The sequence below is a fragment of the uncultured Salinibacterium sp. genome (assembly GCF_963974405.1).
Taxonomy (GTDB): domain Bacteria; phylum Actinomycetota; class Actinomycetes; order Actinomycetales; family Microbacteriaceae; genus Rhodoglobus.
The window spans coordinates 34,102-55,113 of the sequence record NZ_CAXBBH010000003.1 but is presented as its reverse complement, the minus strand read 5'-3'; the positions used below and the strand labels follow the sequence as shown (position 1 = coordinate 55,113).

Genomic DNA, 21,012 nt, shown 5'->3' with positions numbered 1-21,012 from the left:
TCACCTACTGCAGGCGTTTAGACCGCAACGGCTTCGCCAAGCACACGCTTGACTACGCGAGCCATTGCGGCACCTGCGGCAATAGTGTCTCCGGCGTAGCCCCCAGCGAGAGCTCCGTCTTTGGCGAGCATGAGTTCATCAGCGGCATCGCCAGCAAAGGGATGGTCTGCCGAGCGCATGAGGGTGTACAGCGATTCGTTGTACCAGTCACGGTGATCGGAGATGAGCACGCGAACGGGGTGCGTGGGGTCAGGGAACTCGGCGACAACGTTGAGGAACGGGCATCCGCGGAAATCCGGCTTAGTGAGTTCTGCGGCCACTGACTCCAGGAGGGTCAGAACGGCATCATGAGGTGAGGCTGCGTTGTCGATGATGGACTGAACCTCGGACTCAACGACGGCACGACGGCTCTTCACGTACTCAAGGATGAGGTTGTCTTTTGAGCGGTAGTGCTTGTAAAAAGTGGCCTTAGTCACGCTGGACTGGGCAATGATGCGGTCTACGCCGACATTAAGAATGCCGTCTTGGTAGAAGAGAGTGTTGGCCGTGTCGAGGATGCGGCCTTTGGCAGGAGCGCGCTGCGCAGTCTCTGGTGTCTCAAATACCATCGCAGCGCACTCCTTCCGTGGAGGTTCTGATCAGGAACTTTCCCCACTTTGTGCGTCGCAAGATTTCGGGTTCAAGCGACGCGGTTTATTTTCGCGACCGGGTTCGGGTCTCGGTCACATGTTTTACATCACCGGGTTCGGGTCCCGGTGATGGGTTGTCGGCTTCGGGTGCCTAGAGAAAATATTAGCACATGAGGACATACAGACAAGTCTGTCTGTCCTCTTTTTCTTACCCCACTACGGGGGACGCAATTCACGGAACCAATGAGAGGGCCCCGCACCGTAAGTAATGACGTAGGCTCTTTAGCGATGAGCGACGCTGTGATTCTTCCTCTTGACCTTCCTGAACTGTCGTTCACCGCAACGGGCGACAGTCTCGTTCGTAGAACTGTTCTACCCAGCGGTGTTCGCATTCTGAGCGAGCAAGTTCCCGGTGCGCGCAGTGCGACGGTGGGCTACTGGGTGGCCGCAGGATCCCGCGACGAGCATCCTGAAACCTTCGGTGCAACGCACTTTCTCGAGCATCTGCTGTTCAAGGGCACGACCTCTCGCTCGGCACTCGACATCGCTGTGAGCTTTGATGCCGTCGGGGGTGAACACAATGCGATGACAGCGAAGGAATACACCTGCTACTACGCCAAAGTGCAAGACATCGACTTGCCCATGGCGATCGAAGTTATTGGTGACATGCTCACGTCGAGTCTTATCGACCCGACCGAGTTCGCCAACGAGCGCGGCGTGATCCTTGAAGAACTCGCGATGGCCGATGACGACCCCACCGACGTTGCGAGTGAGCGGTACTTCGAGGCCGTCTTTGGCGCACATCCGCTCGGACGCCCCATTGGGGGAAACCCCGACACGATCAACGCGATTTCGCGCGATGCCGTCTGGGATCACTACCGGTCGAACTACCGCCCCCAAGATCTCGTGATTACGGTGGCGGGAGCTGTTGATCACGACGAGCTTGTCGCCGCAATCTCGTCCTCGCTCGTTGCAGCAGGTTGGGATCTCGCGACTGAAGCAAATCCGGTTGCCCGCCGCGACGTTTCTAGCAGCGCTCGCTCCACTGTGCTGACCCCTGGTCAACGCTTGCACGTCACGCAGCGCCCCATTGAGCAAGCGAACATCATTGCGGGTGTCGAAGGCGTATCGGCCACAGACGGTCGTCGCGCCACGATGACAGTTCTGAACTCCATTTTGGGCAGTGGAATGTCATCCCGGTTGTTCCAGGAGGTCCGCGAAAAGCGCGGTCTTGCCTACTCCGTGTACTCCTTTTCGCCCAGCTATTCTGACGCGGGCGTGTTCGGAATCTACGCCGGATGCTCACCCGCCAAGGTCAGCCAAGTGACAGAACTGATGCTCGACGAGTTCCATAAACTTGGCACAGCACACGTGACCGACGAAGAAATAAGTCGCGCTATCGGTCAATTGCGCGGGGCATCCGCGCTCGCGCTCGAAGACTCAGACTCTCGCATGTCGCGACTCGGTCGTAGCGAACTCACCCTCGGCGAGTTCGTCGATCTTGATGCCTCGATTGCGCGCATCTCGGCGGTAACCGCCGATGACATCCAAGAACTTGCTCAAGAACTCTCTTCCCGGCCCCTCTCAGTTGCAGCTGTGGGCGCCGTCAACGAAGAGATGTTCTCCGGTATCGATCTCGGCAGCGTTGCCGAGAGCTAGATCGACAAAGGAATGATGATGGCCCATTACTTGTACCTCGTGCGACACGGCGAGCAGCAAGACGCAGAACACGGTTTGCCCGACGGTCCGCTTTCGGGCAAGGGCGTGCGGCAGGCTCAAGCGATCTCCGAACGGCTGAGCGGGGTGCCATTTACGCGCGCTTTCCATTCACCGTTGCAACGCGCCGCTGAGACTGCTGCGATTATGACCGAGCGGATGCCCTCTCTCGAGTCACAGCCGACGACGCTGCTGATGGACTGCATCCCTAGCGGCCCCACTCCTGACATGCCTGCCGCCTTTGAGCCCTTCTTTGGCTCCGTGACAAATGAAGAGATTGATGCCGGGCAGGCTCAGATGGAAGACGCCGTAGCGGAGTTCCTCACGCCTGCGCGGGAAGACCGGCATGACCTATTGATCACTCACAACTTTGTAATCTCATGGTTCGTCCGCGAAGTTCTCGGGGGCGATCAGTGGCGCTGGCTCGGCCTCAATCAGGCCAATTGCGGTCTGACGATCATCCGGGTGCGCAGCACGAAGCCGCCCGTTCTTGTGAACCACAATGACCTCGGACACCTTCCAGTTGAGCTGCGCACCGGGATGCCGAGCGAACAACCGTATTAAGCGCGGCGCTGACGGGGTGCTTCTGTGCCACGCGGCGTTAGATGAGCGACTTGAGATACCAGCTCGTGGCGTTGGGGTTGTCGTTGTACGGCGCGCACGGCTCGAAGCCGCTCGAGCGGTACAGTCCACCTGCGGCAGCGAGGCTTTCATTGGTGTCGAGCACAAGTTCGGTCGCACCCCACTCGCGAGCGCGGCGTTCCAACTCATCAAGCAATTGGCGCCCAAGACCAGCACCACGACCTTCGGGGCGCACCCAGAGATGCTTCACTTCGTACCGCCCTGGCTCAAGCTGGCGAATCCCTCCACAGCCTAGAGCGACGGGTGGTGTGGCACCTTCGGCCTCGCTGTTGTCGCGTTCAACAACCACGAAGACCCCGTGAGGCGCAGTGAATTGTTCCCTACTGGGGAACGTCGTGACATAGCCAGAAGGCGTAGGGAATGTTTCGGCTCGATAGGTGAAGTATTCGGTCAACAGTTCGAGAGCGAGAGCATCCGTGACAGGGAGAGATCGAAACTGGGGCACTAGACCACAGTACTCGCGCTGGTATCGCCTCAGGGCGGGGATGAGGATTCACGGAGAGGGTCTGTGCCCGCGCTCATGATTGGTAGATTTGGATAATGACAACGAAAGTAGCGGTAGTCGGAGCAAGCGGTCGCATGGGCACATACATCAGCGGCGTCGTCGTAGAATCCACTGACTTCTCGCTTGTTGCTTCCCTCAATTCGCGTTCGGAGCTCAGCGAAATGCTCGATGCCGACATTGTCGTGGATGTCACGGAGCCGAGTGTTTCGCCCGCTGTGGTCGATTTCGCCGTCCGCAATGGCAAGAGTGTTCTCGTCGGTACTTCGGGCTGGAGTGAGGATCGAGTGCAGGGTTTGCGTTCCCTCCTGACGGAAACACCCGAAGTCGGCGTTGTCATTATCCCGAACTTCTCGCTTGGTTCTGCGCTCGCCACCTCATTCGCTGCTGCCGCCGCTCGCTACTTCGATTCGATTGAGATTATCGAGAGTCATCATGCGGCCAAGGTGGATTCTCCCTCCGGCACAGCCGTCCGAACGGCCGAACTTATGGCCGATGCCCGCGGCGTGCGAGGGCCAGCCCTCGCACCTCACGTCGACCAGCGCGCGCGAGGCGAGCAGGTTGCCGGAATCCCCGTGCACAGCCTGCGCATGACGGGGGTAATTGCCCACCAGCAAGTTATTTTCGGCGGGCCAGGTGAAGTGCTCACTATCGATCACCGCACGATGTCTCAAGACTCATACAAGGCCGGCATCCTGCTCGGCTTGCGCGCCGTACCCACTGCTCAGGGTGTGACGGTTGGTCTCGACGAACTCATTGACCTTTCCCCGTCCGGAACGGCCACCGAGTGAGGACTCGTATTGCCGCGTTCGTCATGGTGGCGCTTCTCGCGATATATCTCGTCTTCGTTATCAACTACGCGACTATCCTGATCCGCACCGACGAGACGATCGTGAACGTGATGGGGTGGGCGCTGATCGTGCTGCCCCTTATTGGGTTCTGGGCACTCGCTGCGGAGCTCTTCTTCATTGTGCGAGCCCAACGTCTTCTCGCGACAATTACTGATGAAGGTACGGTGCCGGATGACGTGGTCGAGCTGCTGCCGAGCGGTCGTCCAGATCCGGCTGCTGCCGATCTCGCCTTCGAGCGTTATCGCGTTGAGGCGCAAGCGGAACCGGAGTCGTGGCGTGCGTGGTTGCGTTTAGGGCTCGCATACGACGCAAGCGGTGACCGCGGCAGGGCGCGTTGGGCTACCCGTCGCGCTATTGCCCTGTCTCGGGGCAAAACACCACGCTAAGCGTGGTGAGTTCGAGGCTGCCAGCACGCAGGCGCGAGCGCGCAGTGGTCGCCAGCGGTATTAGTCGACGAACGCCTCGATAGCCTGCTCGATTGTGGAGTGAGCGAACGTGAACCCTGTGCTCGCGAGCGTGGGCGATTGAACGTTCTCATCGACCAGGATGAGGTCTTTACCGGCGTCGCCCAGCATCCTGAATGCAAAGCTCGGCACGACGAGCCAGTGCGGTTTTTTCATCTGGCGTGCAAGCGTCTTGGTCACCGTCTCGGCTGTCGCGGGCGTTGGGCCAACGAGGGAGACAACTCCGGAGTAATCGCTGCGCAAGAGATGCACGATCGCGGCAGCTTCGTCGTGAAGGCTAATCCATGGCCAATACTGTTGTCCGCTTCCGAGGCGGCTGCCCGCTCCCAATCGAGTCAGCAAGTTCAGGGGGGTGAATGCACCACCATTGCCGACCACAATTCCGGTGCGGAACATGACGAGTCGTGTGGTCGCCGGTGTCAGCCTGGCTGCCTGTTCCCACGCGTGCACGACGTCGCTCAGAAAACCAGTGCCCTTGCTCGACTCGTCAGTGAGCACCTCACCGGGACGGCTGCCGAAATAGCCAACCGCCGAGCCACTGAGAAAGACTGCCGGCGGTGCCGAAGCTCGCCGAATCGCCTCTGCCAAGGTGCGAGTACCCTCGACGCGAGATCGCAAGATTTCACGCTTATAGCTGGGCGTCCAGGGGATTTTTCCTGTGCTCGCGCCTGCGAGATTGATGACGGCATCCGCTTCTTCGATGGCTCGATCATCGATGGTTCCTCCGTTTGGATCCCACCGATACTCGCCTGCTCCCTGCGGCTCGCGGCGTACGAGCCGCAGCACCTCAAAGCCGGCGGCTTCCAGCTGGGCAACGAGTTCGGTGCCGATATAGCCGGATGCGCCCGCGACGAGGACGCGAGAGACGGAGGGCGCAGACGCAGCGTCACTCATAGTTAGGCCAAGCTCGCTTCTAGAGTGATGGACGTTCCGGCAAGGGCACGCGATACGGGGCACCCTTCTTTAGCTTCTGTCGCCAGTCGCTGGAAGTCGTCGTCGCTCAGGTTCGCGACTTTGGCGCTGACGAGCAAATGGCTGCCGGTGATTCCTTCGGCCGGATCAAACGTGACAGCAGCCGTGACTTGCAGGCTCTCGGGTGGAGTGCCGTTTTCGGCTAGTCCGTTGGAGAAGGCCATCGCGAAGCACGAGGCGTGTGCTGCCCCGAGGAGTTCTTCGGGATTGGTCGTTCCTGCTTGGCCTTCGGACCGCGCAGCCCACGTCACGGGGAATTCTGCGGCATCCGAGGAATCGAGAGATGTCGTTCCCTTACCGCTGAAGAGGTCTCCGAACCAGAGTGTTGTTGCTTCGCTCGTTACAGGCATTGCCGTTCCTTTCGTCGATGCCCACACTATGCGCTAGCTGAACGCTCGGGGTGAGAAAGCGGTGTGAAATCGTGGAAGATCGTGTGCTGGGGCGAAAGTTGTGCGCGACTTCGCTGCGAGCCATCCTCCGGTGTCACTTCAGATAAGTACTATGGTTCCGATGGCAACCACGATCGCAACCCCATACGAAGATTTGCTGCGCGACACCCTCGCAAACGGCGTGATCAAGGGTGATCGCACGGGCACGGGCACACGCAGTGTGTTCGGTCGACAGTTGCGGTTCAACCTTGCCGAGGGTTTTCCTCTCATCACAACGAAGCGCGTTCACTTCAAGTCGATCGCCTACGAACTGTTGTGGTTCTTGCGCGGCGAGAGCAACGTGTCATGGTTACGCGATAACGGTGTCACCATTTGGAATGAGTGGGCGGATGCCGCGGGCGAGCTCGGTCCCGTTTATGGCGTGCAGTGGCGTTCCTGGCCCACCCCCTCGGGCGAGCAGATTGACCAGATCTCTGACGTCATCGAGCAAATCAAGTCCAACCCTGATTCTCGACGCTTAATTGTCTCCGCGTGGAATCCCGCAGACATTCCGAACATGGCTCTCGCGCCGTGTCACGCGTTCTTCCAGTTCTATGTCGCCGACGGCAAACTGTCGTGCCAGCTCTACCAGCGAAGCGCAGACCTGTTCCTCGGAGTGCCCTTCAATATTGCGAGCTACGCCTTGCTCACCCACATGGTTGCCGAACAGACCGGGCTTGAGGTCGGAGACTTTGTCTGGACGGGTGGCGATTGCCACATCTACGACAACCACGTCGAGCAAGTAACCGAGCAGTTGACGCGCGAACCTTACGCTGCGCCCCAACTGAAAATCACGAGCACGCCCGCGAGCATTTTTGATTACGCCTACGAAGATTTTGAGATCGTCGGCTACGAACACCACCCCGCGATCAAGGCACCGGTCGCAGTGTGAGCGACGCGACCCGTAACGTGTCGGTCGCGCTGATGTGGGCACAGTCCGCCGGGGGCATCATCGGCCAGAACGGCTCGATGCCGTGGCATCTTCCTGAAGACCTCGCGCACTTCAAAGAGCTGACTCTCGGCAGCCCGGTGATCATGGGGCGCAAAACGTGGGACTCCTTGCCTCCACGCTTTCGCCCGCTGCCTGGGCGCCGCAATATTGTCGTCACTCGTCAAAAGTCGTGGAGCGCGCAGGGAGCAGAAGTTGCTCATAGTGTTGCCTCCGCGATTGAGCTGGCTGCGGCATCCGTCGACCAAGCCGGTGATGCAGAGAGTGAGTCCCTCGATACCGTGTGGGTTATCGGGGGCGCCGAGATCTTTGCTTCGGTTCTCGAGAACGCTGACCGGCTCGAAATCACCGAAATTCACGAGACCTTTGACGGTGACACGGTAGCTCCACAACGCGACGGCGGTTGGATGCTCGTAGCTAGTGAGCCGAGCGACGGCTGGCACACATCATCGACCAATCTTCGTTACCGATTCTTGAGTTACGAGAACCAGCGGTCTCAGCAGCGGTAGCCTAGAGGGGTGACTATTGAAAATCCCTTCGGCCAAGTCCTTGTTGCGCTCATCACGCCTTTCACCGCAGACGGTGAAGTGAGTTGGCCTGACGTAGAGAAGCACATTGACGATGTGATCAGTTCTGGTGCCGACGGCATTGTCGTCACCGGCACCACGGGGGAGACGAGCACGCTCACCGACCCCGAGAAGATCAAACTGGTTGAGGTCGCGAAGTCTGTCTCTGCGGGACGCGCCAAGATCATCACTGGTGGTGGCTCGAATGAGACCGCACACGCCATTGAGCTCTACAAGGCAAGTGAGAAAGCCGGCGCTGACGGCGTCATGATCGTCACGCCGTACTACAACAAGCCGACTCAGGCCGGAGTGCTCACACACTTCCGCATGATTGCCGATGCCACTGACTTGCCGGTGATCTTGTACGACATCCCTGGCCGCACCGGCATCCCGATCACGTACGAAACTATTCTTCGTGCGGCCAAGCACCCCAACATCCTTGCGGTAAAAGACGCGAAGGGTGACTTCAGCGAGGTCAGCCGCGTGCTCAACCAGACTGACCTCATGTACTTCTCGGGTGACGACTCGAACGTGCTACCGCACCTGTCCATTGGGGCTTCAGGGCTCATCGGTGTGACGGCAAATATCGCGCCCGCGCCGTACCGAGTGATCGTGGATGCCGTGAACGCGGGCGATCTCGCTACTGCGACAGCCGCGCACCAAGCGCTTGAGCCGCTCGTTCGCGCTGCAATGACGCATGTGCCTGGCACCGTCGCCGCTAAATACATTCTTCACGGCCTGGGCCGTATTTCGAGTCCGCGTGTGCGTTTGCCGCTCGTGGGACCGGAAGATGCCGAGGCTGCTCAGATCGAAGATGAGTTGGCGCTCGTGGGCACGATTGAGGGGCTCGATTTGTCGAACTTCCGTCCTGACCGCAACGCTGCCGCAGGCGGAGCACTCCCCAAGATTGCGGGAGCTACCCGCTAGTTTCCCCGCGGGGGTAGGCTCTGCCCTGGGCACGGCCCACACTTTTAGCACGGGGGCTGACGGCCCCACCCCACTAACTGCAAGGTACTGAATGCCCGTTTCTGTTTTTGACCCGCCCGCACTTGAGAAGGGCACGCTCCGTGTGACCCCGATTGGTGGTCTTGGCGAAATTGGTCGCAACATGACCACTTTCGAGATTGATGGCAAGATCCTCATCGTTGACTGCGGGGTCCTGTTCCCCGAGGAGCACCAGCCGGGTGTCGATCTGATCCTGCCCGACTTCAGCTCCATCCGTGATCGTCTCGATGACGTACTGGGCATTGTGCTCACTCACGGTCACGAGGATCACATCGGTGCTGTTCCGTATCTCTTGCGTTTGCGCCAAGATATTCCGTTGATCGGGTCCACGCTCACGCTCGCGCTCATCGAGGCCAAGCTCAAAGAGCACCGCATCAAGCCTTATACCCTCAACGTTACTGAGGGGCAGAAGGAGAAGATGGGGCCGTTCGATCTCGAGTTCGTTGCGGTAAACCACTCGATTCCGGATGCTCTTGCTGTGGCAATCTCGACGGTTGCCGGCACTGTGCTGCACACGGGCGACTTCAAGATGGATCAGCTTCCGCTTGACAACCGCATTACTGACTTGCGTGCTTTTGCGCGGCTGGGTGAAGCGGGAATCGACCTGTTCCTCTCCGATTCCACTAATGCTGACGTTCCCGGCTTCACGCCGAACGAGCGCGACATTGGTCCCGTTCTTGAGGCCGTCATCGCCAAAGCACCACGTCGCGTTATTGTCGCGAGCTTCTCTAGCCACGTGCACCGCGTTCAGCAGGTTCTGGATGCCGCGATCGCCAACAATCGCAAGGTTGTTCTCATGGGGCGTTCCATGGTCCGCAACATGGGCATCGCGGCTGATCTCGGGTTCCTCAAGGTGCCCGACGGCGTGTTGTTGGACGCCAAGAAGGCTGTCAACTATCCCGATAACCAGCTCGTGTACATGTCAACGGGTAGCCAAGGTGAGCCGATGGCGGTGCTCGCGCGCATGGCCAACATGGAGCACCAAATCGAGGTCGGCCAGGGCGACACTGTCATCCTCGCATCGAGTCTGATCCCCGGCAACGAGAACGCGGTCTACCGTGTCATCAATGGCCTCACCAAATTGGGTGCCAATGTCGTGCACAAGGCCAACGCAAAGGTTCACGTCTCTGGCCACGCTGCAGCGGGCGAGTTGCTTTATTGCTACAACATTCTTCGCCCCAAGAACGTATTGCCGGTGCACGGCGAATATCGTCACTTGGTTGCCAATGCGAACCTGGCGATTCAATCGGGCGTTCCGGCCGAGAACACGATCATCGCTGAAGACGGCACCGTGATTGACCTCAAGGACGGCACTGCCGCGGTTGTTGGTCAGCTCGATGTGGGGCTGGTTTATGTTGACGGTTCGAGCGTCGGCGAAATCACTGATGCCGACCTCAAGGATCGACGCATTCTGGCTGAAGAGGGGTTCATCTCCATCTTCGTCGCTGTGGATGCTCAGACCGGCAAGGTCATCGTCGGGCCCGAAATTCAGTCGCGTGGCTTTGCCGAAGACGAGAATGTATTCGATGCTGTGCTTCCTCAGGTCGTGAAGGCTTTGACGGATGCCGCAGAGAACGGAACTCGCGACACGCACGCGTTCGCTCAGGTCGTTCGTCGCACGGTGGGGCGCTGGGTTAATACGCAGCATCGCCGCCGCCCGATGATCGTTCCGGTCGTGATCGAGGCATAACGTTCACGAATGGCGCGGAAGCTTCGGCTTCCGCGCCATTCGTGTACCCCGCGGGCTTTCGGCCTCCGCAGCCTATCTGACTGAGATGGCGCTGGACCGTTTGCGATAGACGTTTGTGCACTCGGGATCGTTGGGCTTGTTTTTCGATGCCCGAAGTGATCTGATGTGAAGATTGCTCGGCTGTGTCGGCTGGGCCTTTTTAGATGTGGGGTTTCAATTGGGCGTTGCGCGCAGGTGGGTGTTCCCCATCATTTGGATGCTTATTTTCGGAGTGATCGCGGCAGCGCTCGTAAAATTTGCCTTCTTCGGCGATGCGCTCAACGCCGAAAGCCTCGAGTATCCGACTGTCGCGATCGAAGAGCAGCACTATCAAGTCGCCACGGGAACAATCACCAACGATGTGGAGCTGACGGGAAGCATCGCGGCCGCCGCGCCGGTACCAATTCCGGCGACGCTCTCGGGCGAGGTTCGCGAAGTAGCGGTCTCGGCCGGGCAGTCAGTAAAGAAGGGGCAGGAGATCCTCAAACTTCGAGCTGAGGTGGTCAACCCCGATGGAACGTCGGGAACTCAATGGAAGATCGTTGAGGCGCCCGCTAGTGGCAAGCTCACCGATTTCACAGCTCTTGTGGGATCGTCTTTTCAAGTGGGCTCTCCGGTGGGGAACGTTGCACCGCCGTCGTACATTGTGAGCGGAACGGTACCGTCAGAACAGCTCTATCGATTGGTTGATCGGCCCACAGAAGCAACCGTCGCCATCAATGGTGGGCCGGCACCCTTCACGTGCACGGGGCTGAGCATCACGTTCGCGTCCGCGAGCGACGCGGGCGCTGAAGCAGCAACCGGGCCGACGGTGTCGTGCACAGTGCCGAGTGACGTCGTGGTGTTTCCGGGTCTCACCGCCGACATCACGATTGCAGGCGGGATTGCCGAGGACGTCATGATGGTGCCGATCACCGCAGTCGAGGGTGTTGCCGGCACGGGAAACGTTCATTTCATCATGCCGGATGGCACCACTGAACTGCGGGAAGTGGTTCTGGGGCTCAATGATGGCGTGAATGTCGAAGTAGTATCAGGGCTCGAAGTGGGTGACACTATCTTGCAGTTCGTTCCCGGCGCCGAAGCCGGTGATGACGAGGTGCTCCCCGACAACTGCTTCAAAGAAGCAGACGAAGTGGTGTGCTACTAATGCCATTGCTTTCGCTTGAGGATGTCACTCGATCGGTCGAACTCCCCGATTTTTCGCAACTTGAGATCCTCAAAGGCGTCACTCTTGACGTTGAGGTAGGTGACCACATCAGTATTGTGGGGCGGTCGGGCTCCGGAAAATCTACGTTGCTCAACCTCTTGGGGCTCATTGATAACCCCACGACGGGCCGAATCGTGTTCGATGGCGAGCCACTCGAGAAGCTTGCTGGTCGTAAGCGAGATCGTAAGCGCGGGCGAGACGTTGGCTTTATTTTCCAGCAGTTCAATCTCCTTGCCGGCCGCACCGCCCTCGAGAATGTGATGACCCCTTTGCTTTATGCCTCGGGTCGCCAGTTTTGGCGTCGCAAGGTCATTGCGGCGGAGATGCTCGAGCGCGTTGGGCTCGGCGGGCGAATCGACTCTATGCCAGAAAAGCTCTCGGGCGGCGAACAACAACGCGTCGCGATTGCGCGGGCGCTGGTGCGCGGCCCACGTTTAATTCTTGCTGACGAACCGACAGGTGCATTGGATGTTGAGACCGGTAAAACGGTGATGGCCTTGCTCGACGATGTTGCTGAGCAGTCAGGCGCGGCATTGATCACGATTACGCACGACCCCAACGTCGCTGCGCTCGCCCGACGGCATTACCGTCTGGACAACGGAGTCTTAGAAGCGATCGACGTGCACAAGATGCTCGCGGCCAGCCTCCCCGAGGCTGCGCTATGAGCTGGTGGCGCACGAGGAAGCGCGATAGCCCGTCAGGCGATTCCGCGACTGACGCTGCCGCGGTGAGCAGTGAACTCGAGGGGAGCGACGAGTCGCTTATCGAGGCGACTATCGATCCCGAAAGCACCGTCGCCGGTACCGAAGGTGGACTGACGGTGCCGACGCCATCAGGCTCGGCGAACGTGACGGCAGAGCCCGAAGCATCGGCTGACGTGGTGGCACGTTCTCGTTCTAGTGAGCTGGTTGTATCGCGCCCTGAGCCCCGCGGCGCCATTGTTAGCGGTGTCGTAGGCGCCGTGGTCGAAGCGTGGGACGAGGTTCGCATCAATCGCACCCGCGTGCTGTTGAGTCTGATCGGTATTGGCGTTGCGGTGTGCGCGCTCGCGACCGTAGTGGGCGCGGGAACGGTCTTTGGCCAGGCCCAGACCGAGCAGTTCGAGCGGGGAAGTGGTCGCCCCGCAACAATCGCGGTATATCCACCATTTCAGGAAAATGGCGCCCAGAATCTTGATACGACGACGTTCGTCGCCAGTATGGAAAGCATTATTGAGCGCTACCAAGTTAGTCACGCGACTCCGCTATTGCGGGGGAGCGTTACGGCAAACTTCGTGAATGGCACGCAGTACACAGCCGTACAGGGAGTCAGCGCTGCGTACGGCGTGATGCACCGAGTTGAGCTGGGTGAGGGGCGCTGGCTCACGAACGAGGATGCCAATCGTCTTGCTCCTGCCGTCGTCATCAACGATGAGTTTTATGAGCAACTGGGGCGCCCAGACTTGCGAACTCATCCAACGATTGTGCTGGACGGAGAGACGACGACGACGGCGATTGTGGTCGGGGTGTTGCTTCCAGAGCCATTCGCCACGGGCCTCAATCTCTCGATGCTCGCGGAACCATTCCGTGCGCTCGTGGGCTCGTCTGCCGAACAGCAACCCGATGTCAGTTACGAACTCTGGGTGCCCGAGGAACAGTCTGCGCAACTGCAAGAGATCATTAGTCGCGATATTGCCGGTGATTTTGGCGAGGGGTGGACGCCGAACGTCAACCGAAATGACTATCTCGCGTGGGGTGGTCCCAGTCCGCTCGAGCCACTGCAGTGGGTTATCGGAGGTATTGCGGGTCTGATCCTTCTGCTTGGGGGCCTTGGTCTAGTCAACATCTCTCTAGTGACGGTCAAATACCGCGTTCGAGAAATCGGTGTTCGTCGAGCGTTCGGAGCCACTGCAGGTCGAGTTTTCTTTGCCGTGATGATGGAAAGCGTTGTCGCGACAGTTGCCGCCGGCGTCATCGGTGTTGCCCTCGCTATCGTCATCGTTCAAAACCCGGCAGTGCAAGATCTCATTGCACCCGGCGTTCAAGATCTACCGCCATTTCCTTTGGATGCCGCGCTTATCGCCCTCGGTGCGTCCGCCGCCGTTGGTGCGCTCGCAGGATTGATGCCGGCTCTCGTTGCCGTCAAAGTGAAGGTGATCGACGCAATCCGGTACTAGAACCGGGTGGCCGTACTGTCGCGCGCTCGCGTCGTACGGTGAGTGTCGTTGCGTCGCTCTGACGGGGGCCACCGGTAGCGTTGAATTATGGCTACGCGTACAACGTCGACCTCGCGCTCGGGTGCGTCGAAACCGCGCGCCAAGAACACTGCGAATAAGACTCAAGCAACCAAGCGGCTTCCTCGAGGCAAGCAAGCGCCCGTCGAGCCGGAAGGTCCCCTCACCAAGTTATGGCTTGCGCTTGCGCACATGGTGGGCGGCGCATTTCGCGTATTTGGGCGCGAAGAACTCACGAAAGATGAGCGGCGCGATGGCGTGCCGTTTCTGTTCTTTCTGCTTGCCATCGTTGGCGCGATCGTTGAGTGGTTCAATCCCACTGATTCTGTGGCGATCGCGCTCGATGCCTACACGTTCGGCGGCCTCGTTGGTCGCGTAGCCTTTGCGCTTCCGGTGATCCTGCTGCTGCTCGCAGTGTGGATGTTCCGGCATCCATCGAGCGTGCACGATAACGGTCGTATTGGTATCGGGCTCAGCGTTCTTATCGCCACCGTTGCTGCTCTGTGCCACGTCTTCAGCGGACAGCCTCACCCGTCCGAGGGCGCTGAAGTTATCGCCAGGGCTGGGGGAGTGTTTGGCTGGCTTCTGGCCAATCCGCTTCTTTGGCTTGGCGGCGAGTGGCTTGCCGTTCCGCTCATCGTGGTACTTCTGGTGCTTTCGATCTTCATTATTACCAAGACACCACCTAATCGCCTGCCTTCGCGTCTTCGTGAGCTGTATGCGTACCTCTTCGGTGCTCAATTGCAGACTGATGAAGAACGTGCGGCGGCAAAGTCGCAGGCCGCTGGCAACAACAACGACTCTGTCCAGTTCGGTTCCCTGACCGACCTTGGTCTCGGCGACAACGACACTGGTTCTTTGCCATGGTGGCGCCGCAATAAGTCGCAGCAGACCGAAGACAAAGCGTTCGACAGTCCTGTCATCGGCCGAGACCAGGCGACTGAAGTTGTTGATCCTGCGCCGAAGGCCGCACCAACGCCGCCTCCCGCGGCGAAAGATCTCACCAAAAAAGAAGACGAGTTTGGTGTCGAACTGCTTGAAGATCTCCTCAAAGCAGAAGAGGCGGTCAAGAAATATGCGACCGGCGAAGTGGATGCTCCCGCTACCGGTGTCCGTGACGACGGCCCCGGCATTCTCCCCGGTTTCACTACCAAGGCGAGTGAAAAGGGTAACGCGGGCGAGTTCGACGGACCGCACGAGACAAGTCCGCAGCAGTCCCAAGTGGCTTACCGTCTACCTCAGGCTTCCATGCTGTCCGCGGGTACGCCGCCCAAGTCGCGCTCTGCCGCCAATGACGAAGTCGTCGCTGCGATCACTGAAGTCCTCAAGCAGTTCAGTGTGGATGCAACCGTCACAGGCTTTAGTCGCGGTCCTTCGGTAACTCGCTACGAGCTTGAGCTCGGCCCGGGCGTGAAGGTCGAACGCGTCACGGCGCTTGCCCGCAACATCAGCTATGCGGTGGCGAGCAACGAAGTAAACATCCTGTCGCCGATCCCGGGCAAGAGCGCGATCGGTGTCGAGATCCCCAACAAGGACCGCGAGATCGTCTCTCTTGGTGACGTGCTGCGGTCAAGCGCCAGTACCAAGAGTGAGCATCCCATGACGATTGGTCTTGGCAAAGATGTCGAGGGCGGCTTCGTTGTCGCGAACCTCGCCAAAATGCCTCACCTGCTGGTCGCGGGTTCGACCGGTTCTGGTAAGTCAAGCTTCGTGAACTCAATGATCACGTCAGTTTTGATGCGCGCTAAGCCTGCCGAAGTGCGCATGGTTCTCATCGACCCCAAGCGCGTGGAACTGTCGATTTATGCGGGTGTTCCGCACCTCATCACGCCCATCATCACGAACCCCAAGAAAGCTGCTGAAGCTCTTGCGTGGGTCGTGAAAGAGATGGACATGCGCTATGACGATCTCGCAAGTTTCGGTTACCGCCACATTGATGACTTCAACCGCGCGGTGGTTGCTGAAGAGATCAAGCTTCCCGAGGGCAGCCAGCGCAAGCTCAAGCCCTACCCGTACTTGCTGATCGTTGTTGACGAGCTTGCCGACCTCATGATGGTGGCACCGCGTGATGTCGAAGACTCGATCGTTCGTATCACTCAGTTGGCCCGCGCCTCCGGTATTCATCTCGTGCTTGCCACCCAACGCCCGAGCGTGGACGTTGTGACGGGGCTGATCAAAGCGAACGTGCCGTCGCGGCTTGCGTTCGCGGTCTCGAGCATGACCGACTCTCGCGTGATTCTCGACCAGCCGGGAGCCGACAAACTTATCGGCCAAGGTGACGCGCTCTTCCTGCCGATGGGGGCGTCGAAGGCTATCCGTGTTCAGGGTGCTTGGGTGCCCGAGAGCGAAGTTGCCGAGATCGTGCAGCATGTGATTGCTCAAGCACAGCCGGAGTACCGCAACGATGTGACTGCCGTCGCTGAGAAGAAGCAAATCGATGCTGACATCGGTGACGACCTCGAAGTGTTGCTCGCCGCTGCGGAACTCGTCGTCAGCACCCAGTTCGGATCGACGTCGATGCTTCAGCGCAAACTTCGCGTCGGCTTCGCCAAAGCAGGGCGACTCATGGACTTGCTGGAGTCTCGAGAAATCGTTGGCCCCTCCGAGGGGTCGAAAGCTCGAGACGTGCTCGTGACGGCGGAACAGCTTCCTTCTGTGCTCGCACGACTGCGTGGGGAGGACTCTCCCGCTCCGGTTGACGCGGTAGAGGAGTCGCTCAGCGGTTACGATGAAGTAGAAAGCGCTTCAGATGAAGACGCTTGGAATTTGACCGATCGGGAGTGATCGCGTGGGTGAACAACCTGTTTCGGAGTCCACTCCACCTGCAGTACGAGGCAATTCGATGCGTGGGCGAGTGCTCAGGCACGGCGATACGCCAGCCTCTAACGGCAACATCGCCAACATCATTACCGTGGTGCGCATTCTCCTCGCGCCGGTCTTCATCTGGCTCCTCCTGCTCGACAACGGAGAGATGGGACTCCTCCGCTACATCGCGGCAGCGCTCTTTATCGTCGCAATTGTCACCGATGCGGTTGACGGCCATTTAGCCCGCGGGCGAAACCTCATAACGAATGTTGGGATCATTCTTGATCCGATTGCCGACAAAGTACTCACCGGTGGTGCGCTTGTTGCCCTGTCGATTCTGGGCGAACTGCCGTGGTGGATTACGATCCTGATTCTGGTTCGTGAGTTCGGCATCACGATTTACCGCTTCGCAGTGCTCTCGAAAGTCGTTGTTCCCGCCTCGCGTGGAGGAAAGTTGAAAACGATCCTTCAGGCGGTAGCGATTTCGTTGTTCCTCGTCCCGCTCTCTACCGTTGTCGGCGTGTGGATCCTCTGGCTCAATTGGTCGGTCATGGCGATCGCTGTCGTGTTGACGGTCTACACCGGCATCGAGTACTTGTGGCAAGCATGGCGCCACACGCGCACAACGAACCCGACGAACCCCAACCCAGGAGTGTGACCCTTCTCCCGTGACTACTGAAGAACTCGCTACAAAGATCGTGGCGATTCTCACCGAACAACGTCTGACTCTCGCACTGGCCGAGTCCCTCACAGGGGGCCTACTCTGCGCCTCGCTTGTCGCCGTTCCTGGCGCCTCTGCTGTCCTCAACGGCTCAGTGGTCGCGTACAACACGGCTATCAAGCATCAGGTTCTGGGCGTCGACGCAAGCCTGCTGGCTATTCATGGCACGGTGTATCCGGATGTCGCAGCTCACATGGCGATGGGAGCCCGAGACATTCTGGGGGTTGGCGACCAGCAGGCATACTTTGGTTTGGCGACGACGGGGGTCGCCGGGCCCGGGCCGCATGAAGGAAAAGAGCCGGGAACTGTGTTCATCGGTTTCGCGGCCACAGGTTTCGTCGAGACTCGGAATTTCCAGTTCACAGGCGGTCGCCACGCGATCCGGCAGCAGGCTGTTCATGCCGCGTTGGAGTGTCTGCACGACTACCTCACGTCGGAGGACTAACTCCTTAGCGAGCGCCTGAAGCTCATCGCGCGCTCCCCACACAGGCGGGGGAAGGTTGATCGCCCCACAACTGGTTACAGAATCCTCAGAGTGGCGGGAATATCCCACGTTTCGGTGCGGTTACAGTAAGCGAACTCACAAGGCTTCTCCAGCGTGGAGCGGTTAGAGTTCTGAACATAAAAGTGGCTGTAGTCTTGATTACCCAGAAGAATCTGGTCGCACGATTCAGTCAGAAAGGGAGTGTCCAATGGTTCTAGTTCGTCAAGAAATCGGTGACGTTCTCCGCGACTTCCGCTTGCAAAAGGGACGCACCCTTCGTCAGGTCGCGAGCAAGGCGAGCGTTGCTCTTGGTTACCTCAGTGAAGTTGAGCGTGGTCAGAAAGAGGCCAGTTCAGAGATTCTCGCGTCGGTGGCTGAGGCACTCGATACACCTATCTCGGTGATTATGCGTGAAGTCGGCGACCGACTAGCGGTCATCGAAGGCGCAACCACGATCCCCGATACGCTGCCCGACGAGCTCGTCGCAGAGTTCGATTCCAACTTAATTACGCGCTAGTTCAGCACGTAAAATGCCCCGTTCCGGTGTGGAACGGGGCATTCGTGCATTCGGAGGCATTGTCGCGCTTAGGCTGGTGTAATGCGACTGAGTGAGTTCTGGCTGGCTGTCTCCGACGAGTTCGGTGAGGCATACGGTCGCGTGCTTGTCGATGACCAAGTGTTGGGTTCCGTCGGTGGCGTCACCGCTTCTCAAGCCTTGTCGCGTGGGGTTCCTGCAAAGCAGGTGTGGGCTGCTCTGTGCGATGCCATGGATGTGCCTTCGGATCGTCGTTATGGCGTGGGTCAGCGCGAGCCGAAGAAGTAACCTGCCGTTTCCGCGTGGCGCGTTCGAACATCTGTTCGATATTGTTAGTCTTCTCCCTAACATCCATTCGAATATTACTAATGGATGCGTTACGCCCGTCGTAGTCCTGAAATGTCAGAGCCTGCACGTAGCGTGGCATTAGCAATACAGCCTTTGTCGGGAGGCTGAGGGCCTTGCATCATCGGTCCGCAGCAATCGCGACAGCCTATGGGCAGCAACCTACGACCAACGGAGAAAATAATGCCATCAGCAGCAGACCGCGAGAAGTCCCTTGAGACTGCTCTCGCTCAGATTGACCGTCAATTCGGCAAGGGCTCAGTCATGCGCCTCGGCAGCGATGAGCGCGCTCCGGTCGAGGTAATTCCTACCGGCTCGATCGCTCTCGACGTTGCACTCGGCACGGGTGGCCTGCCACGCGGTCGAATCGTCGAGATTTACGGTCCTGAGTCATCGGGTAAGACCACACTCACACTCCACGCCATTGCTAATGCCCAGCGCAACGGCGGTATCGCCGCCTTCATTGACGCCGAGCACGCTCTTGACCCGGAATATGCAGCCAAGCTGGGCGTCGACATCGACGCGCTTCTGGTGTCGCAACCCGACACGGGAGAACAAGCACTCGAAATCGCCGACATGCTCGTGCGAAGCGGATCAATTGATTTGATCGTTATCGACTCGGTTGCTGCGTTGGTTCCTCGCGCAGAAATCGAGGGTGAGATGGGTGACTCCCACGTGGGTCTCCAAGCGCGCCTCATGTCTCAGGCACTGCGCAAGCTCACCGGTGGGCTCAGCCAGACCAACACGACCATGATCTTTATTAACCAGCTTCGTGAAAAGATCGGTGTCTTTTTCGGTAGCCCAGAAACTACCGCCGGCGGTAAGGCACTCAAGTTCTACGCCTCGGTTCGACTCGATATTCGTCGAATTGAAACGCTCAAGGACGGCACGGATGCAGTCGGTAACCGCACCCGCGTCAAGGTCGTCAAGAACAAAATGGCACCGCCGTTCAAGCAAGCAGAGTTCGACATCCTGTATGGAATTGGAATTTCACGCGAGGGTAGCCTCATCGACTTTGGAGTTGATCACGAGATCGTTCGCAAGTCGGGTGCCTGGTACACCTATGACGGCGATCAGCTTGGTCAGGGTAAAGAGAAGTCGCGTGCGTTCCTCATTCAGAACCCAGCGATTGCGCTAGAGATCGAACAGAAGATCATGCGCAAGCTCGGGGTCGGTGCCGAGGCCAAGGCCGCGAACGCGCTTGAGGCCAAGACTGCTGCCGAAGCAGCCGCCGTCGCCGAGAAGGCCGCTAAAGCAGCTCCCCAGGCTGATGGGCCCACGCTGCCCGTAGCGAGCAAGACCGCTGCGGCACCGCTCAAGAAGGCATCCGGACAGTAGGGAACGCCATGACACACTCCGACGACGACCACATCGCTCCTGTTATCAACCTTTTTGGTGACAGGACTGCTTCAGCGCAGAGTGTAGAGACTGCGGTGGAATCGTCGTCGGAGGGCGTCCCAGCGGGGGAATCGTGGGCAGATGAAGCCCCGAATGAGCCAGCGCTCGACTCCGGAACAGGAACACCACTCGCACGGGTCGCCTCAATCGCTCCGGCACGCTCGCTACCGACCTTGAGCGACTTCGAGCCATCACATAACAACGACGACGCGATTACTGCTGACCGCGCTGGCACAAGTGCAATTCCCACAGACGCGCCTGAAGGCCCACACGAACAAGCCGCAGGCTCGTCGAGAGCGGCTCGTCGAGAAGCCCGCGATGGGTTCTCGGAGATCAGTCGAGTCAGCATGCGGGCGCTTGCTCGTCGAGGAATGTCTTCTCATGAAATGACCCAGTTCTTGGGTACTCGAGAGTTTGAAGCCGAAGAAATAGAAGCTGAGATTGAACGCCTCGAAAGCTCAGCACTCCTCGATGACGCCGCTCTGGCTGAGACACTCACTCGAACTCTTCGCGAACGTAAAGGCCTCGGTGCGGCGGCTATTACCGCCGAGTTGCGACGTCGCAAGATCGACCAAGAGCACATCCATGCGGTCGTTGACTGTGAAAGAGACGAAGAACAAGAGCGCGCGAACGAACTTGCATTCAAACGTGCTCCACAACTTCGCTCACTCGACAGTGTGACCGCGAAGCGTCGCCTCAGCGGGTTCCTCATGCGCAAAGGCTATTCGGGCTCGGTCGTCTCGGCCGCCGTGAACGCTGCACTCGCTGGCGGCGGCAGCGGAACATCCGGCGGTCCATCGTTTCGTTAGCGCCGAGTCAGTTCCCGACGTCGATGAGGCTTAAGGTGGAACA

Annotated in this window: 22 protein-coding genes; 18 read left to right on the top strand and 4 right to left on the bottom strand. The window is 59.0% G+C overall.

What is annotated here, in order from left to right; all coding sequences use genetic code 11:
- Positions 1–17: 17 nt before the first annotated feature.
- On the bottom strand, positions 18–608 hold the full coding sequence (locus AACZ26_RS11530; protein WP_339621712.1) for a TetR/AcrR family transcriptional regulator: 591 nt from the start codon (positions 606–608) through the stop codon (positions 18–20).
- 309 nt (positions 609–917) lie between these two features.
- Between AACZ26_RS11530 and AACZ26_RS11525 the strand changes: the two genes are divergently transcribed.
- Together AACZ26_RS11525 and AACZ26_RS11520 are read left to right on the top strand one after the other, a co-directional pair.
- Positions 918–2,288 carry a pitrilysin family protein gene (locus AACZ26_RS11525; protein WP_339621711.1) on the top strand — a complete coding sequence of 457 codons (1,371 nt, stop codon included), beginning with the start codon at positions 918–920 and terminating at the stop codon, positions 2,286–2,288.
- 18 nt (positions 2,289–2,306) lie between these two features.
- Positions 2,307–2,909, top strand: coding sequence for a histidine phosphatase family protein (locus AACZ26_RS11520; protein WP_339621710.1), 603 nt, complete (start codon positions 2,307–2,309; stop codon positions 2,907–2,909).
- A 37-nt stretch (positions 2,910–2,946) separates the two neighbouring features.
- Here the strand turns inward: AACZ26_RS11520 and AACZ26_RS11515 are convergent, their stop codons facing one another.
- Positions 2,947–3,432, bottom strand: coding sequence for a GNAT family N-acetyltransferase (locus tag AACZ26_RS11515; protein ID WP_339621709.1), 486 nt, complete (start codon positions 3,430–3,432; stop codon positions 2,947–2,949).
- 95 nt (positions 3,433–3,527) lie between these two features.
- On the opposite strand from AACZ26_RS11515, the gene dapB reads away from it, so the two are divergent.
- Together dapB and AACZ26_RS11505 are read left to right on the top strand one after the other, a co-directional pair.
- On the top strand, positions 3,528–4,280 hold the full coding sequence (dapB, locus tag AACZ26_RS11510; protein ID WP_339621708.1) for a 4-hydroxy-tetrahydrodipicolinate reductase: 753 nt from the start codon (positions 3,528–3,530) through the stop codon (positions 4,278–4,280).
- Entirely contained in the window at positions 4,277–4,726 is a 450-nt protein-coding gene (locus AACZ26_RS11505; protein WP_339621707.1) for a hypothetical protein, read from the top strand. Before dapB ends, AACZ26_RS11505 begins: the two co-directional genes overlap by 4 nt.
- Before the next feature lie 60 nt (positions 4,727–4,786).
- On the opposite strand, the gene AACZ26_RS11500 is transcribed toward AACZ26_RS11505, so the two are convergent.
- Together AACZ26_RS11500 and AACZ26_RS11495 are read right to left on the bottom strand one after the other, a co-directional pair.
- Positions 4,787–5,698 (bottom strand): TIGR01777 family oxidoreductase, encoded by a 912-nt coding sequence (locus AACZ26_RS11500; RefSeq protein ID WP_339621706.1) that lies wholly within the window; start codon positions 5,696–5,698, stop codon positions 4,787–4,789.
- Positions 5,699–5,700: 2 nt separating this feature from the next.
- Entirely contained in the window at positions 5,701–6,126 is a 426-nt protein-coding gene (locus AACZ26_RS11495; protein WP_339621704.1) for an OsmC family peroxiredoxin, read from the bottom strand.
- A gap of 160 nt (positions 6,127–6,286) precedes the next feature.
- On the opposite strand from AACZ26_RS11495, the gene AACZ26_RS11490 reads away from it, so the two are divergent.
- From AACZ26_RS11490 to AACZ26_RS11425, 14 genes are all read left to right on the top strand, one after another.
- Positions 6,287–7,096, top strand: a complete 810-nt coding sequence (locus tag AACZ26_RS11490) for a thymidylate synthase (RefSeq protein WP_339621701.1) — start codon at positions 6,287–6,289, stop codon at positions 7,094–7,096.
- Between the two features lie 32 nt (positions 7,097–7,128).
- On the top strand, positions 7,129–7,662 hold the full coding sequence (locus AACZ26_RS11485) for a dihydrofolate reductase (RefSeq protein ID WP_339621986.1): 534 nt from the start codon (positions 7,129–7,131) through the stop codon (positions 7,660–7,662).
- 9 nt (positions 7,663–7,671) lie between these two features.
- Positions 7,672–8,646 (top strand): 4-hydroxy-tetrahydrodipicolinate synthase, encoded by a 975-nt coding sequence (gene dapA / locus AACZ26_RS11480; protein ID WP_339621699.1) that lies wholly within the window; start codon positions 7,672–7,674, stop codon positions 8,644–8,646.
- Between the two features lie 91 nt (positions 8,647–8,737).
- A complete protein-coding gene (locus AACZ26_RS11475; RefSeq protein WP_339621697.1) occupies positions 8,738–10,414 on the top strand; it encodes a ribonuclease J in 1,677 nt (558 codons plus the stop codon).
- Between the two features lie 205 nt (positions 10,415–10,619).
- Positions 10,620–11,600: an efflux RND transporter periplasmic adaptor subunit gene (locus AACZ26_RS11470; protein WP_339621695.1), complete on the top strand. Its 981-nt coding sequence runs from the start codon at positions 10,620–10,622 to the stop codon at positions 11,598–11,600.
- Positions 11,600–12,325 (top strand): ABC transporter ATP-binding protein, encoded by a 726-nt coding sequence (locus tag AACZ26_RS11465; RefSeq protein WP_339621694.1) that lies wholly within the window; start codon positions 11,600–11,602, stop codon positions 12,323–12,325. The genes AACZ26_RS11470 and AACZ26_RS11465 overlap by 1 nt, the downstream gene beginning before the upstream one ends.
- A complete protein-coding gene (locus tag AACZ26_RS11460) occupies positions 12,322–13,815 on the top strand; it encodes an ABC transporter permease (protein WP_339621693.1) in 1,494 nt (497 codons plus the stop codon). Before AACZ26_RS11465 ends, AACZ26_RS11460 begins: the two co-directional genes overlap by 4 nt.
- Positions 13,816–14,064: 249 nt before the next feature.
- On the top strand, positions 14,065–16,656 hold the full coding sequence (locus AACZ26_RS11455) for a DNA translocase FtsK (RefSeq protein ID WP_339621985.1): 2,592 nt from the start codon (positions 14,065–14,067) through the stop codon (positions 16,654–16,656).
- A 58-nt stretch (positions 16,657–16,714) separates the two neighbouring features.
- Positions 16,715–17,335: a CDP-diacylglycerol--glycerol-3-phosphate 3-phosphatidyltransferase gene (gene pgsA / locus AACZ26_RS11450; RefSeq protein WP_339621983.1), complete on the top strand. Its 621-nt coding sequence runs from the start codon at positions 16,715–16,717 to the stop codon at positions 17,333–17,335.
- 10 nt (positions 17,336–17,345) lie between these two features.
- Positions 17,346–17,843, top strand: coding sequence for a CinA family protein (locus tag AACZ26_RS11445; RefSeq protein ID WP_339621692.1), 498 nt, complete (start codon positions 17,346–17,348; stop codon positions 17,841–17,843).
- Between the two features lie 247 nt (positions 17,844–18,090).
- Positions 18,091–18,399 (top strand): helix-turn-helix transcriptional regulator, encoded by a 309-nt coding sequence (locus AACZ26_RS11440; protein ID WP_339621691.1) that lies wholly within the window; start codon positions 18,091–18,093, stop codon positions 18,397–18,399.
- Between the two features lie 81 nt (positions 18,400–18,480).
- The gene (locus AACZ26_RS11435) at positions 18,481–18,705 is read left to right on the top strand and encodes a DUF3046 domain-containing protein (RefSeq protein WP_339621690.1); all 225 of its coding nucleotides are present in this window, start codon (positions 18,481–18,483) and stop codon (positions 18,703–18,705) included.
- A gap of 240 nt (positions 18,706–18,945) precedes the next feature.
- Entirely contained in the window at positions 18,946–20,100 is a 1,155-nt protein-coding gene (recA, locus tag AACZ26_RS11430; protein ID WP_339621689.1) for a recombinase RecA, read from the top strand.
- An 8-nt stretch (positions 20,101–20,108) separates the two neighbouring features.
- Positions 20,109–20,969, top strand: a complete 861-nt coding sequence (locus tag AACZ26_RS11425) for a regulatory protein RecX (protein ID WP_339621688.1) — start codon at positions 20,109–20,111, stop codon at positions 20,967–20,969.
- Positions 20,970–21,012 lie beyond the last annotated feature (43 nt).